Raw genomic sequence first — 14,156 nt, forward strand, 5'->3', positions numbered from 1 at the left:
TGTCCGCTTACCGGCACGGCATATCCTTGAGCTTTTAACTGATTGCGCCAATTGTACAGCGTCTGCTCAGAAATGCCTTCCTCTGAAGCCAACTGCGCCACAGAGCGATTTAACGGCGGTAATAACTTTTTTAATATTGCTTCTTTTCTTACTGGTGAATAAACAGCCATTTGAACCTGCTAACCACCCGCCGTCTGACTATAACTATTGTGAAAAGAAGACAGGACAACTACTCTGACACGGCGGGCACATCTCTGGCTGATTATAAAAACTTACGCAGCAAACTAAACGACCCTAAAATGCCAGCATCTCCGATTGAGTATTATGAAAGTGACGGCTGGACCAATACTTTTGATTTCTTTGGAGTCAAAAGGCCGTATCAAGTACGATATTTTGAACCAGAATTGAAGCCATGGGGCGATTTGATAACCGAGTTTTTGAAAACAGCAAAAGGTGGAGATACAAAAGTCAAAGATCTGTGTGAATTTGTACGAGAATACATTGAACCCAACAATTTCGAAATATCTCCACTTGATTACCTCACTCGCGGCAAAACAAATATTCAACCCATGCTCGAACTATTTGAATTAGTACCTATTACTCGAAAGAAAAAATGGCTGTTTTCCATCAATGAATTTTTAGATTGGCTCATCGTAAAATTCTTGACCATCGAAGATGAAGATACTGGTGAAGTATCTCGTATAAAGGGAGCAAAAAACCCATTTTCTCACATCAATTTTGATGGTGAACAAATACCAGTTTCACTTAATGAAACCAACAAATTGGCATTGCCTTATCAATTTGTAAAAAGCGCACGCGAGTGGATTTTTCCCCAAACGCAATTTGAAAAAGTCAGCTATTCAGAACTTCTTCATCTACATAAATTCTCAGCAGATTGGGTCCAAATAGATGAATCTATTGAAATTGACCCATCAGATCCTGACTGTGTTACCAAAGTTGAAGGGGAGAAAACATATCTTTGGCTTCCTATCTATTGGACCTATACCTATGCATTAATGCAATTGCCAGCGAGGGGAAGGCAAATTGTCTATTGCGATTCAGGGGAGGCTGACGTCGAAGTTCCAGATTTTCAGACTGGCAAAATCACGTGGTCACCAAATAGAAACAAATTGGCAGGTTTAACCACAAAACAGAGTATGATAAATAAGACTGGGGATGGTGATTTCGGTGTTTACTATACCTCCAACAAAACCAGTTTCGACGGCAAAGGATACGCCATTCCATTTATGCCGATTGAGTTAGCGTATTGGCTAATCAAATTAAGAAAATGGCAGGAGAAATACAACCCCATAGAGAAACCGACTGAGTGGCTAGAATGCACTAGAACTAATTTGAACGAACTCCAAAGGAAACAAAAGGGGCTCAACTGTTTCTTATTTCGTGACTTTCAAGAAAATGAACCTGGTACATTTGGTGGAAGGTTAGCTTCTAGGCTTGCAGCGGCGTTATTTTTTTCATCTGACGACCAACTGTTTTCAGCTTCATACGCAGGACAAAACCCAAACGAGTGTGCATCTCAACTTAAGCAACAACAAGCAATTGCCCTTTCGCCATTTAAATCAGCATACACACCTCACGCAATGCGGGTGAGCCTTATTAATGCCTACGCTTCTGAATTCGGCATGCCAATTGAAGTCATTATGAAACTGGTAGGTCATTCTTCAATCATCATGTCAATTTACTACATTAAGAGCGACAAAACGGGAGCCAATATCCGAGAGAAAGTCACTCTTGGGGAAAAGCGGGCATTAAATAAAGCAACAGAGACCCTAAAAAGTTTTATTGAATCCCAGCGAATTGAACAATGTAAGAGCCAACTCATCGCTAACAATACTGAGTTTCTTTCAACCATAGATAATGCTAGGCCTTCATCGAGTTATCTTTTCAGAGACTTTGGTATATGTCCTGTTGGTGGAGGGTTTTGTAACGAGGGGGGAGCTGCCATCGCGATGAAAGCCAATATTTACCATCCTGTTACTGCCGGTTATCTCGGGGAGCAAAACTGCGTTCAATGTAGGTTTTTTGTCACAGGCCCTGCATTTATGATGGGGCTGGCTGCTTTATTTAACGAATTGTGTTTGGCGATTAATACTCAATCGCAACGCTATAGTCTTTTAGAAAAAGAGCTCGACGATACTGTAACCAAGATAGACATACTCTCACATCAAATATATCAGCAGAAATCACAAAGCACTCAAACGTCTATTTTGGAAGGTGAAAAACTTAAACTTCAGTCTGAACGAAGAAAACTGAACTCAGAGATTGAAATCAAAGCAAAAAAAATGGATTTGTACATGGGTGATATGAACGCCCTCCATAAACACTTATTTAACTGCCAATCCATCATTAATCAAGGCTCAGCATCTGAAGAATCAAAGCTACAACTGATTGTCCCTAGAGACTTTTCTGTGAATTTTGAAATCAACGAAGTAAGCGCTTTTCAGCAACTATCCGAAGTATGTGAAAACGCAGAGCTTTACCATAGCTGCACAGATGAGCAGGCCGTAATAAGAAGGAGCCAATCACTAGATAAGATGCTGATAAAAAATGGTATTACCCCCCATTTTTTGCATTTAAACGAAACTGAACAACTCAATGTGGGTAACCAAATGACTCAATTGATGCTCTCAAGGCTAAAAAGTTGGGAAAAAATCGACAGGCTTATCGATGGTGATTTGACTTTAAATGATTTTGAAGATGGCGAACGAATTTCTAAAAACGAATTGAAACAACTTTTTATGGGGGCAACCCCTCTTAAACTGGTCGATTAATATGACTGAAATTTCTCCTGAAATCGTCTTGAAACAACTGAAAGCTCAGGTGTCAGAGCGAGTACAACACTCACTGCAAGCTATATATCAAATTTGCATAGAGCAGCAACAAAGAGGCCTGAATGAATTCAGCTATGCGACCATTGCTCGACTTGGCAAAGGACGAGGGGTCCCTGCTGCACAAAGCATTCGAAACAAAACAGGTGAAACCTATCGCACTTTAATTTCAAGCTTTGCCAAGCAATCCTCAAACACACCAAAGAGTAACAAACTAAGCTATGGCAAAAGTTATGCTTGGATAGATGAACTTAAAGATCCTGTTGTTAAACTACAGGCAAGGATCTTGTATTCACAAAAAATTGTTGCCGAGCGTGCAGTCGCTGAAATAGCTCCTATCAACCAAGTTATAGAGATTTTTGATGGAAGATCATCTGATATTCTCACAAAAAGGCTAACAGGCCTTGAGCGCGAGGCTCTTGAGTATCTGTTGTCTGATGAATTTAGACGGCGGAATCAATTGGAGGTAGGGCAGCATGGCAGTATAGTATCTGGCAATGATAACGAGCCCTTTTTACCCGTTGCAACGATAGATGCTATAAAAAAGGCTTTACAGTACCTCTAGATAAATCTGTAGGAAGAACCTTGAAAACTAACTTGATCACCCGCGAGGGCTTCGACAAGCTAAATGCAGAACTTAACTATCTTTGGCGTGAGTACAGACCTGAAATCACGAAAAAAGTAGCATGGGCAGCGAGTCTTGGTGATCGCTCAGAGAATGCTGATTACAAGGAAAACAAGAGATTACTTAGACAAATTGATTCGCGTGTGCGTTATCTGAGAAAACGTATTGAAGCTGTGAAGGTTGTCGAATATTCCCCCCAACAAGATGGAAAAGTATTCTTCGGTGCCTGGGTACAAATCGAAAATGATGCGGGTGATACAAAGAACTTCCGTATAGTTGGCCCTGACGAGATCTATGGTAGAAATGACTATATTTCGATCGATGCGCCAATGGCTCGTGCTTTGCTGAAAAAAGAAGTAGATGACGAAGTTGTGGTCAGTACACCATTAGGTGAGCATACCTGGTATGTAAATTCTATTTCCTACCAAAATCCTCAAATATAGAACGATCAATAGCAAAATCTGTTTAAAAAAAGCTTCACATAAAAACCGGTGGGGGGAGGATGTAAAAAAATCATGACTATTTTTCACATCCCAGAATTCCGATACAAGACTAGTCGCAACTAAATTGTACAGTAACCTTACCGGTCATTGTAAAGCTAGATCAACGACACTGACCTAAATTTAGTCGATCTTAAAGCTAGGCATTATTAATATATTTCTACTTCTTCTAGGGCTTTTTGAGCTAGATTTAGGAATGAAATATAAAGGCTTTGCTCCACTTAGTACATGTTTCTCCCAAGCCAATTGCCTCCTCTTTTTTTCCTTTGCTAACTTGTCATACTCTTCACTCATACCGCTACCTACTTAAAAGCTAATATTGTAAGTTAAATAGTGAACTCGGCCACTTTGTTTATAAAACATACAATAAACATATTTTGATTTATGTACAAGCAGTCAGAAAAAATAGGATCTTCACCCCCTTGAGCTTTCTATGAGACTTACATATTTAACTTTCAATTAGCAGTGTTAAAGCAGCTAATGCTAAGGGCACATTTAATTGCATTTTTATTAAAAGGGATCATCCTAACCTCAAAATATAGATGACTTAACGCTAGTTTAGGCGGAAGATACGAGTTTTATGAAATAATGAGTTGATGGATGAAAACTGAGGATCTGATATGCAAGAAATTGATTTTAACGGTTCAAGTGCTACTCGGATTGGGATGAGAACTTCATTGAAAATCTTGGAAGAATGGGGCTGCAATCAGGATCAAGTTCAGGCTTTACTCACACCGCCCAAAAACTATAACGACCTTGATTTTGAACAAGTGAGTTTCAATCAAGAACAAATTGAAAGAATTAGATATATACTAAATATTCACGCTGGTTTAAATGCACTATTCAGCAACCCTGAAAATATCTATGGGTTTATGAACTTGGTCAATCATAATCATCCCTTTAATGGCGCCAAGCCAATAGATGTCATACTAAGCAAAGAAAATGATAATTTTCAACTAGTTACAGAACATATAACACAGTTGATTGTACGCTAGGTTTGGTTATTTCTTCTTTGAATTTTTTCCCATTAAAATTGAGCTATTTTGACATTAGATATTTCTGATGCGATTAAAATGTTTGTACATTTTAATCGCGTTGACGCCTGAATAAAAATTTGGGGCTATGCCTTAATCTCCTTCTCCCCACCTTAAGCGTCTATTAATCAACCAATTTATAAAAAATAACCCATACATAGGGAAAATCTGTGGAAATTCAGAAAAAACCATTAACGGTCTTACACATTCAAAGTTAGTCGTCACGAAATGGGACAAAAGCTAGTTAGATTTTTTACTCTATTTAATTGGTTTCGGATTAATATTTGTAAGGCAATTATAGAACGTTATTAAAACCGGTGCACAAGCGGTCCTGCCTCCTTGAATGAATGTTCCTCAAAACTAATTTAGTCAAAGCTAGCAGCAGTCTGTGCAGTTCAAAGCTGTAAAAGTGATTAATACCAATTCCATTAACTAACTGGTCAAAATTGTCCACGGTCTAGTACACAATTCTATCACTCTTGCTTTCTTCTCAATGAAGGTATTCCATGCGATAGAGCACTGTTCGACAATATCGTCATAACCACTAAAACAACGATTGGCCAACACATTTTGACGCAGTCATTGCCATACCTGCTCTATTGGATTCAACTCCGGTGAATAAGGTGGCAACTTGAGAAGCGTCAGATTATCAAAGTCATCGGCCAAATCCTGTTGATGCCAGCCTGCGCCGTCCATGATGACCAGCGCATGGCGCCCAAATGCGGTAGCGGTTGAAATCAGTTTTAAATGCTCGTTCATATATTCGCTATTGGCATGCGGGGCAATAATCGCTTGTGTCGCCCCCGTTGCCGGACACACGGCGCCATATAGATACGCTGATTCAAATTGTTGCTGCTTTACGGCCCGTGGACGGGCCCTTTCTCAGCCCAAATACGGGTGGTGGTATTCTGTTGGCCAAAGCGGGCTTCATCTTGAAACCAAACGTCAATGCGATCGAGTGCAACGTGCCCAGGTGTGTTAAGGATCGTTGCCATCCGGAAGTTTTTTAAAAGCCTCTTGTATAGCCTCAGATTGTTTCGGGTGGCGAGAGCGAGTGGTAATCCATGAGAAGCCAAGTTGATGCAGCAAGCGGTAGATATTTGCTTGCTTGAACGTCACACCAAATTCAGACTGAATAAACAGGCCGACATCCTTGGCCATCAACCTGCCACCTTGTTCAGATAGACTTCTGTGCTGTACGAACGCTTTAAGCTTAGCTTGCTGTGCGATGGACAGTGTCGCAGGACGGCCCGGATTGGGCGCATCGTCAAGGCCAGTCAGCCCATGGGTTAAATAGGCGGTGACCCAGCGATTGACACTGGTTCTACTGACCTTAAGCATGCTTGCGATGGCGGTACGAGAATGACCTTCAGTGAAATGAAGTAAGGCAAGATAGCGCATACGTTTGCGTGCACTTTTCTCCGATTTTACTAAGGCTGCGATGTGGGGATGATTCATATTTTGTATGATTAAAAACTGATGATCAATTAGATCACATAATTAATATAATTGGTATAATAGCGCCAGAACCACCAGATAGTGACGCAGCACCAAATTGCGCATGCTGCTGTCAAAGACTGAACACTTCTACTGGTTACGAATGACCAGTTTTAGACAATAATAAGCCCCAAAGAAATGGGGCTAATCCGTACATTTTTTAGCTGCGCCCTCTGCTGGCAACCACACCCCCACTTCTACTGGTCACGACAAAGGGCGAAGTCCCCGTCATTTATCACCATTTATGAGATTTTGCTTGAATCAGGTATTCATCCAAGGTTTGTTGGTCAGCTGATTTAACCGTCATTCCTTTAGGACCGGCACCGATAACAGTAAATTGCTTAGCAGGCTCACCATGCTGTTTAAACTCGGTCAATTCTGCTGAATTTTCTTTAAACACCCATAGACGACCATCTTCTACTTCAGTGACAAAACCTGGTAAATCGAACTCGCTAGCGTGAGCAACACAAGCAAATAATCCTAAACCAAGCAGTGACATTAGTGCTGTTTTTTTCATATTGATATCCTCATTTGGAGACATAGGTGTCATTTAACTGTCTTTATGTAACACCGGCAGAATACATATGAAATATGACATATATGTTAATTCGCATATTGTTTGCGACATTTTTTCGCGTTTAATGTCTTTATATCGCTCTATGTCTTGGAAGCTTAATTGAGATAAGTGCAGCGAGCGCAATAAATGCCGCCGAGATCCACAGGCACGCCGCCATGCCATACACTTGATACACCCAGCCAGACAGCACAGTGCCAATCAAGCGCCCCATGGCATTAGCCATGTAATAGAAGCCGACATCCAAGGACACGCCGTCTTCATCGGCATAACTGACGATAAGATAGCTGTGTAATGAGGAGTTGATGGCAAATAAGGCGCCAAACAGCATTAATCCCCACACCAACACGTTAGCGGCATGGAAATCATAGGTTAGCGCTAAGGCAATCAATACAGGCACTATGCTCAATATCGCTGCCCAACCTAAGGCACTACGTCCATCGGGAACCTTGTTTTTGCTCACCGACTTTGTCCCCGTTAATTGGGGTGCAAAGGCTTGCACTACACCGTAGCCTATCACCCAGAGTGCGAGAAAACCGCCGACATACCAGTGATCCCAAGCAAAGGTTGAGGCCAAATACACAGGTAAAGCCACCACAAACCACACATCCCGCGCGCCAAATAAAAACATGCGCGCGGCTGAAAGCGTGTTTACCGCCGAACTCTTAGAGAAAATTTCGGTAAACTTAGGTTTGTTTTTGGCCTTGCCTAAGTCGCGCCGCAAACTTAACAGACTAAAAATCCACACCAGCAATAGGCCCATCGCCATACCTAGCACGGCCTGTTGAAAACCAAACATCGTCAGCAAGGCGCCGCCCAAGAAGAACCCCGCGCCCTTTAAGGCATTTTTGGAGCCGGTGAGCATAGCGACCCACTTATACAACTCACCCTGGGCATCCTTAGGCACTAACAACTTAATACTGCTTTTAGCGCTCATTTTATTGAGATCTTTAGCAATACCCGACAAGGCCTGCGCCGCCATCACCCAAGCGACCGTGAGCATACCGCTAGGCACCAGCAACATGCTAAGGGCGACAATCTGCATAAATAGCCCCATATTCATGGTCTTATTTAAGCCTAAACGCGCCCCGAGCCAGCCACCGACTAAGTTTGTAACCACCCCAAACACTTCATAAAAAAGGAATAACATCGCAATTTGCAGCGGGCTATAACCTAAGCCATGAAAATGGAGCACCACTAACATACGCAGTGCGCCGTCGGTAAGCGTGAAGGCCCAATAATTGCCAGTGATCATTAAATACTGGCGAATTTCGGGTGATAAGTTAGACAAGAACCCTGTCAGCTTAGCCATAGTATCCCTTTAAATATCAAAGCTTATGCCTTATCCATCAGACCGACCATACGGGCCAGCTCGGCCGCACGGTTAGCGTAACCCCACTCGTTATCATACCAAGCGTAGAGTTTGACCTGAGTGCCATTGATGATCATGGTCGATAGCGCATCGATAATGCTCGAACGCGGATCGGTTTTATAATCCACCGACACTAATGGCCGTTCCTCATAACCTAAAATGCCTTTTAATGGCCCTTCTGCGGCCTCTTTTAACAGGCGATTGACCTCTGCCTCGGTGGTTTTACGACTCACCTCAAATACACAGTCGGTTAAAGATGCATTTGCCAGCGGTACCCGCACCGCATGGCCGTTGAGCTTACCTTTGAGTTCAGGGAAAATATGGGTAATGGCCGTCGCTGAGCCCGTCGTCGTGGGGATGAGGCTTAAACCACAGGCCCGCGCGCGACGAAGATCTTTGTGCGGTGCATCTAAAATCGTTTGAGTGTTGGTAATATCGTGAATGGTCGTCATGGAACCATGCACTATGCCGAGGTTTTCGTGGATGACTTTAACAATTGGCGCCAAGCAGTTAGTGGTACAAGATGCCGCAGTCACAATCGGATGAATGGCTTTATCATAGAGCTGATGATTCACCCCCATAACGACGTTCAACACCCCCTCTTCCTTAACAGGTGCCGTCACCACAACACGTTTAACGCCTTGATCTAAATAAGCTTGCAGCACGGCTTTGGTTTTCATCTTACCCGAAGCTTCAATCACCACATCGCAGGCGGACCAATCGGTTTCGGCGATGGTTTTATTGCGTGTGCAGCTAATACGCTTACCATCGATAATGATGTCATCACCTTCACTGCTCGCCTCATGCTGCCAACGGCCATGCACAGAATCGAATGTCAGCAGATGGGCTAAGGTCGCCGCATCCCCTGCGGGGTCGTTAATTTGCACAAACTCAACGTCATTCCAGCCCCAAGCAGCGCGCAGCGCTAAACGTCCCATACGGCCAAAGCCGTTGATCCCGATTTTGATTGTCATACCTGTTTCCTTCACACTCAGTTTTATCGTATCTTTTTGATATTATTGTTTAAGATTAAAGCGTTACTCTTATGCTAAAGCGTTAACTGGTCGATATAGCTGCGCTGATGCACATTCGTTAAGGCGTTAGGACGAATCGATTGCACTTGGGTAATCACTTCACTCAAGGAGCCTCCCGCTAGTAACAACAGAATTGCCGCCATTAATCCCGTGCGTCCTGAACCACCACGACAATGAATCGCAATCGTCGCTTTGTTTTGCATCAAGGCAAGTAGCTCTGCCCTGTGCTTTGCAAAGGCTAACTCAAACTCCTCTGCGGGCGACGCATCGTCTTCTATCGGTAAATGCAGCCAACGGATCCCCGTTTCACGACAAATATCAGGCAATGAGGTGGCGCCAAAGGTGTGCAATTCACCAAGCGGCATCAGGGTGATGATAACTTCAGTCCCCGCCGCTTTAAGAGTTGCCACCGCCTCTGTCACAGGGACAGATTTAGTCCCTGGGCAAGGGGTAAAAATCAACCTAGCACCACTCTCTAGCGGCAAAATATCAAATGGATGTGACATTTAAGTGTTACCCCACTAACCAAGATTCAATCATGGCTCTATGGGGAATGGAGCCCCAATACACTAGCTTCTCATCAATCACCACAGCGGGTGTACTCATCACCTTATAGCCCATGATGACTTCTGGATTGGTTTCCTTTACCAGAGCAATACTGATGCCCTTCTCGTTGGCGATGGCGGTAATAATCTCAGCGGTTTTTGTGCATTTGGCACATCCACTGCCTAATACTTTGATGTTTAGCATTTTTATAATTCTCACAGAACGGGACCTATAGCGTTAAAGATCCAACCKATTAAGGTGAATGAAATCAATAAAATGGCAAAAACGATGGCCAGYAAACGCCATTGCATYACCTGCTTGAGCAAAATGAACTCAGGAAAACTGGCGGCAACCGTTGCCATACAAAATGCCAATGTTGTCCCTACGGGCAAGCCATTAGTGATAAGGCTCTCCATGATAGGGATAACCCCTGTGGCATTGGAATACAGAGGAATACCAATCAATACCGCCGCAGGAACAGACCACCATTGACCATCGCCTAAGTGGGCTTCGATCCAACCGTCAGGTACAAATCCATGGAGTGCGGCGCCAAGCCCAACCCCAATAATGACCCATTTCCACACTCGGCCAAAAATCTCTAGGGTCTCGCCTTTYGCAAATTCATGYCGYTCSGTTAACGTCATGGATGTTGATGTCATACCCTCGCTATTATCGTGACTTGCTTGTGCYTKWCCTTGCTCGAGTGCTTTGGCGGCAAAGGACTGCAGCCAACGCTCAGCGCGGATCGTGTCCAAAAATGCCCCCGCCAACATACCCACTGACATGCCGACCAGCACGTATATCACAGTAAACTTCCAGCCCAACAGACTCACAAGCAACAGAACGGCGACTTCATTAATTAACGGCGAAGTGATCAGAAAYGCCATAGTGATCCCAACGGGGATCCCMGCMGAGGTGAAACCTAAAAAAACCGGAATGCTCGAACATGAGCAGAATGGAGTAACMGCRCCAAAACCCGATCCCATAAAGTAACCGACAAAACGATTTTTWCCCGCCAAGTAATCCCGAACGCGCTCGACATTGAGCGAGGCCCGCACCAAAGCGATGCCATAAATCATCAGCAACAGGAGCGCAAAAATCTTAGTGGTATCTTCAATAAAAAAATGGATRGCGTCRGCGAGYTTAGTATTGGGATCTAAACCCATTACYCCAAAGGTTAGCCAGCTCGCTAAATCGGAAAATAGTTGCAGCATAATCAAACTTCCTTGGTATACATGAAAGCGATGAAGCAAAAGGATATTGCTATTTTAATTAGTTGAATAAACACCAATTAAATACAAACCATTTATCTTTGAATAAGTGGAAMTTGACTCGCAATTGATTGTAATGATGCTTTTTGAGCTTCTATACCTGCCGAAAGCGGCAACGAGATTAATGCCTTTATACGATTTTCAAGTGTTTCTATRACATAGCTAAATTGCTCATCTATATCGGGGGCGTCGATTGATGTTGGGTCGGGTAAACCCCAATGTAATTTAAGTGTTTGACCTAACCACAAAGGACAGGTTTCTCCTGCAGCATTATCACAAACAGTGATCACTAAGTCAGGAGTGAAATCCGCCATCATATCCCAGCTTTTGCTACAGAGCCCTTCGGTAACATAGCCTCTGTGTGCTAGTTGCAATAGAGTTTGAGGATGAACGACACCGGCAGGTTCACTTCCGGCACTGGCAAATTGCCATTGATCAATAGTAGTCAAAGCTTGCTTAGCGACGAGATCTCGACCTATAGCTTCAGCTAGGATGCTGCGACAGGCATTATGGGTACATAGAAAGAGCACTTTTATAGCTGGTGCCATATCAACCTCTAGCGATTTAATATATGAAATTTCATATGTTTTCGATTAAATTTTTTATTTATTTGTTACGAACAATCTTTAACAACAGGCTCTAGCGCGCTCGGGGCGACCACCCATCTTGCACAGATTGCGCATATTTTCTTCAAGGAATACCGGATTTTGGCTGGTAACCTCACTCAACACTGACTTACCCCATTCTGGTAAATCATTACTGATACTATAGAAAATCCACTGTCCCTGACGACGGTCGATTAATAAACCACATTTACGCAACTGAGCTAGATGTCGCGAAATCTTAGGCTGGATCTCTTGCAATGCCTCGGTTAATTCACAAACACAAAGTTCGCCTTCATGCTGGATCAACATCAAACAACGCAAGCGAGTTTCATCGGCTAAACATTTGAAAAACTGGGTAGGATTAATCATTGATGTCCTTCGACTGTACTAATACAAACATTTTAATCCTTTCGTTCAACTCTCTAAAGGTTTGTTCAAACCCACGAGTGCCCGATTCGATTCTGGGATCGGGATAATCCCATGCAATAAGCTTATCTGCCAAGGGGAAACTCTGACACTCTTGCGTTGATTTTTCACAGAGACTGATCACAAAGTCAAAGGATTGCCCACTAAACTCACTGACAGACTTCGAACGTAACTCACTCGTATCCAAATTATTTTTCTGCAAAAGCGCAAGAGTTCGCTCATCTATGGGCTCAGGCTGCGTACCCGCACTAAACACATCAAACTGCCCTTGGGCCTGGTGTCTTAATAAGGCCTCTGCGAGTTGTGAACGCGCAGAGTTACCAACACAGAGAAAAAGTACACGTTTTTTCATGGGAATGAGTCCTGATGAAAGAGAACATCACTATATACGATTTACCATATATGTAAATATCCACATGTAATAATTTACTGTTCATTTAACAAAATTGTTCACTGAGCACTACAACATTGATCTTGTAAAAAATGCACTAATCCTTGTAATAATTCATAGTCAGGTACGCAGTACAGCACCCTTCCCTCGCGCCGTTGGGAAATCACTCCCGCAGACACAAGGGCACTAATATGGTGTGAGAGAGTAGAACCAGGGATCTGTAACTCGTCTTGTAACTGCCCCACCGCAACGCCAGCATATCCGCCCTTGACCAGTAATCGAAATAGGGCGAGACGCGTCGGATGGCCCAGTTCTTTTAATACTTTAGCAGCATTCTCTATATTCATATCGGCCTCATTTCGTTAACTAATTCGATAATACCAGAAATATCCTTACCCTAGCGACCTCAAAATCGACCACTCATAAACAATCAAAAGCAGGGTGTCATGTGTTTAAGCATCAATAGGTATACCAAATATTTCCATTATTCTAGAAATAATATATTGAAAACACTTCGCCCAAATACTATTATTCTAGAATATTCGAAACTTTAAGTTGAAGAGGTAAAAAAATGAGTCCTGAAATGATTCTTATGATGAAAGAAACGGCAAGCATGTTCGCTTTTCTTGCCGTTGAGCTTACCCTACTATTTCTTGTCATAAGCTACCTAGTAGGTATTTTACAAGAATTTATCACCCCTCAAAAAATACAAGCGATGCTAAGCTCACGCAATGGCAGAGGTTATGTCATTGCTGCACTACTTGGGTCAATTACCCCGTTTTGCTCTTGTTCTACCATTCCCTTTTTGAAAGGCTTACTCAGGGCTCGTGCCGGTTTTGGCCCTATGATGGTATTCCTGTTTGCCAGTCCATTACTGAATCCGATTATTATCGGACTATTTGTTGTCACCTTTGGCTTAAAAGTAGCACTTTTTTATTTTGTAGTAGCAATGGGAGTCTCTGTCATTGCAGGCTTTATACTTGAAAAGCTGGGGTTTGAAAGGTATGTCCGTAAAGAAGCTTATACTCAGGAAGACACTGTCACTTCATGTTGTGACACTAAACCTTCCTCCTTTGCCAGTACCTGTTGCGAAACTAAATCGACAGCAGTTGCGAACTCATGTTGCGATACTAAACCAGTAACGACTACTGATATAGCACCAAAAAGTAAGCCTCAGAGCCGTTGGATAAGAGTTTGGCACTCTACTTGGAAGGACTTCAAACAAGTACTACCTTATCTATTTGTGGGCATTCTGTTGGGGTCAATGATCTACGGTTTTATTCCTACAGATTTAATCGTTAAATATGCCGGTGAAGCAAAATGGTACGCTATTCCTGTGGCGGCTTTAATTGGTATTCCACTTTATATTCGCGCCGAAGCAGTAATCCCTCTCAGCGCCGCATTAGTGCAAAAAGGGATGGCGATGGGTTCT

The 14,156-nt window shown here is 43.0% G+C and carries 16 protein-coding genes and 1 pseudogene; 5 read left to right on the forward strand and 12 right to left on the reverse strand.

Annotated features, from left to right (window positions below; translation table 11 throughout):
- A partial coding sequence (locus L5M10_RS21775) for a transposase (RefSeq protein WP_263255912.1) occupies nucleotides 1–170 on the reverse strand: 170 nt, incomplete at its 3' end.
- Here L5M10_RS21775 and L5M10_RS21780 point away from each other — a divergent pair.
- The 4 genes from L5M10_RS21780 (at nucleotide 171) to L5M10_RS21795 (ending at nucleotide 4,969) form a co-directional block, all read left to right on the forward strand.
- Nucleotides 171–2,792 carry a VPA1269 family protein gene (locus L5M10_RS21780; protein WP_263255903.1) on the forward strand — a complete coding sequence of 874 codons (2,622 nt, stop codon included), beginning with the start codon at nucleotides 171–173 and terminating at the stop codon, nucleotides 2,790–2,792. It begins immediately after the preceding gene.
- Between the two features lies 1 nt (nucleotide 2,793).
- Nucleotides 2,794–3,414, forward strand: coding sequence for a gamma-mobile-trio protein GmtX (gmtX, locus tag L5M10_RS21785; protein WP_263255904.1), 621 nt, complete (start codon nucleotides 2,794–2,796; stop codon nucleotides 3,412–3,414).
- Between the two features lie 20 nt (nucleotides 3,415–3,434).
- The gene (gene greB, locus L5M10_RS21790) at nucleotides 3,435–3,917 is read left to right on the forward strand and encodes a transcription elongation factor GreB (RefSeq protein ID WP_263255905.1); all 483 of its coding nucleotides are present in this window, start codon (nucleotides 3,435–3,437) and stop codon (nucleotides 3,915–3,917) included.
- A gap of 677 nt (nucleotides 3,918–4,594) precedes the next feature.
- Nucleotides 4,595–4,969, forward strand: a complete 375-nt coding sequence (locus tag L5M10_RS21795) for a hypothetical protein (protein ID WP_263255906.1) — start codon at nucleotides 4,595–4,597, stop codon at nucleotides 4,967–4,969.
- A 618-nt stretch (nucleotides 4,970–5,587) separates the two neighbouring features.
- On the opposite strand, the pseudogene L5M10_RS21800 reads toward L5M10_RS21795, so the two are convergent.
- From L5M10_RS21800 to L5M10_RS21850, 11 genes and pseudogenes are all read right to left on the reverse strand, one after another.
- Nucleotides 5,588–6,466, reverse strand: a pseudogene (locus L5M10_RS21800) (IS630 family transposase).
- 274 nt (nucleotides 6,467–6,740) lie between these two features.
- Nucleotides 6,741–7,022 carry a hypothetical protein gene (locus L5M10_RS21805; protein ID WP_041420606.1) on the reverse strand — a complete coding sequence of 94 codons (282 nt, stop codon included), beginning with the start codon at nucleotides 7,020–7,022 and terminating at the stop codon, nucleotides 6,741–6,743.
- Between the two features lie 130 nt (nucleotides 7,023–7,152).
- A complete protein-coding gene (gene arsJ / locus L5M10_RS21810; RefSeq protein ID WP_011920234.1) occupies nucleotides 7,153–8,391 on the reverse strand; it encodes an organoarsenical effux MFS transporter ArsJ in 1,239 nt (412 codons plus the stop codon).
- 23 nt (nucleotides 8,392–8,414) lie between these two features.
- Nucleotides 8,415–9,425 carry an ArsJ-associated glyceraldehyde-3-phosphate dehydrogenase gene (locus L5M10_RS21815; protein WP_011920235.1) on the reverse strand — a complete coding sequence of 337 codons (1,011 nt, stop codon included), beginning with the start codon at nucleotides 9,423–9,425 and terminating at the stop codon, nucleotides 8,415–8,417.
- A 74-nt stretch (nucleotides 9,426–9,499) separates the two neighbouring features.
- On the reverse strand, nucleotides 9,500–9,991 hold the full coding sequence (locus L5M10_RS21820) for a tyrosine-protein phosphatase (RefSeq protein ID WP_263255907.1): 492 nt from the start codon (nucleotides 9,989–9,991) through the stop codon (nucleotides 9,500–9,502).
- Between the two features lie 7 nt (nucleotides 9,992–9,998).
- The gene (locus L5M10_RS21825; RefSeq protein WP_263255908.1) at nucleotides 9,999–10,235 is read right to left on the reverse strand and encodes a thioredoxin family protein; all 237 of its coding nucleotides are present in this window, start codon (nucleotides 10,233–10,235) and stop codon (nucleotides 9,999–10,001) included.
- Between the two features lie 11 nt (nucleotides 10,236–10,246).
- On the reverse strand, nucleotides 10,247–11,245 hold the full coding sequence (locus tag L5M10_RS21830; RefSeq protein ID WP_263255909.1) for a permease: 999 nt from the start codon (nucleotides 11,243–11,245) through the stop codon (nucleotides 10,247–10,249).
- Between the two features lie 92 nt (nucleotides 11,246–11,337).
- A complete protein-coding gene (locus L5M10_RS21835; protein ID WP_263255910.1) occupies nucleotides 11,338–11,850 on the reverse strand; it encodes an arsenate reductase ArsC in 513 nt (170 codons plus the stop codon).
- Between the two features lie 78 nt (nucleotides 11,851–11,928).
- A complete protein-coding gene (locus tag L5M10_RS21840) occupies nucleotides 11,929–12,276 on the reverse strand; it encodes a metalloregulator ArsR/SmtB family transcription factor (protein WP_182743180.1) in 348 nt (115 codons plus the stop codon).
- Nucleotides 12,269–12,685 (reverse strand): arsenate reductase ArsC, encoded by a 417-nt coding sequence (locus L5M10_RS21845; RefSeq protein WP_182743182.1) that lies wholly within the window; start codon nucleotides 12,683–12,685, stop codon nucleotides 12,269–12,271. Before L5M10_RS21845 ends, L5M10_RS21840 begins: the two co-directional genes overlap by 8 nt.
- A gap of 98 nt (nucleotides 12,686–12,783) precedes the next feature.
- Entirely contained in the window at nucleotides 12,784–13,071 is a 288-nt protein-coding gene (locus tag L5M10_RS21850; protein ID WP_182743184.1) for an ArsR/SmtB family transcription factor, read from the reverse strand.
- 224 nt (nucleotides 13,072–13,295) lie between these two features.
- On the opposite strand from L5M10_RS21850, the gene L5M10_RS21855 reads away from it, so the two are divergent.
- On the forward strand, nucleotides 13,296–14,156 hold an 861-nt coding region (locus L5M10_RS21855), incomplete at its 3' end, for a permease (protein WP_263255911.1).

Origin of the sequence: Shewanella sp. SM32, assembly GCF_025654235.1 — a bacterium.
Taxonomy (GTDB): Bacteria; Pseudomonadota; Gammaproteobacteria; order Enterobacterales; family Shewanellaceae; genus Shewanella; species Shewanella oncorhynchi.

Excerpts from the sequence above, each read along its gene's own strand:
- gmtX (WP_263255904.1), top strand. The coding sequence starts at position 2,794 with ATGACTGAAATTTCTCCTGAAATCGTCTTGAAACAACTGAAAGCTCAG.
- L5M10_RS21795 (WP_263255906.1), top strand. The coding sequence starts at position 4,595 with ATGCAAGAAATTGATTTTAACGGTTCAAGTGCTACTCGGATTGGGATG.
- L5M10_RS21805 (WP_041420606.1), bottom strand. The coding sequence starts at position 7,022 with ATGAAAAAAACAGCACTAATGTCACTGCTTGGTTTAGGATTATTTGCT.
- arsJ (WP_011920234.1), bottom strand. The coding sequence starts at position 8,391 with ATGGCTAAGCTGACAGGGTTCTTGTCTAACTTATCACCCGAAATTCGC.
- L5M10_RS21815 (WP_011920235.1), bottom strand. The coding sequence starts at position 9,425 with ATGACAATCAAAATCGGGATCAACGGCTTTGGCCGTATGGGACGTTTA.
- L5M10_RS21820 (WP_263255907.1), bottom strand. The coding sequence starts at position 9,991 with ATGTCACATCCATTTGATATTTTGCCGCTAGAGAGTGGTGCTAGGTTG.
- L5M10_RS21825 (WP_263255908.1), bottom strand. The coding sequence starts at position 10,235 with ATGCTAAACATCAAAGTATTAGGCAGTGGATGTGCCAAATGCACAAAA.
- L5M10_RS21840 (WP_182743180.1), bottom strand. The coding sequence starts at position 12,276 with ATGATTAATCCTACCCAGTTTTTCAAATGTTTAGCCGATGAAACTCGC.
- L5M10_RS21845 (WP_182743182.1), bottom strand. The coding sequence starts at position 12,685 with ATGAAAAAACGTGTACTTTTTCTCTGTGTTGGTAACTCTGCGCGTTCA.
- L5M10_RS21850 (WP_182743184.1), bottom strand. The coding sequence starts at position 13,071 with ATGAATATAGAGAATGCTGCTAAAGTATTAAAAGAACTGGGCCATCCG.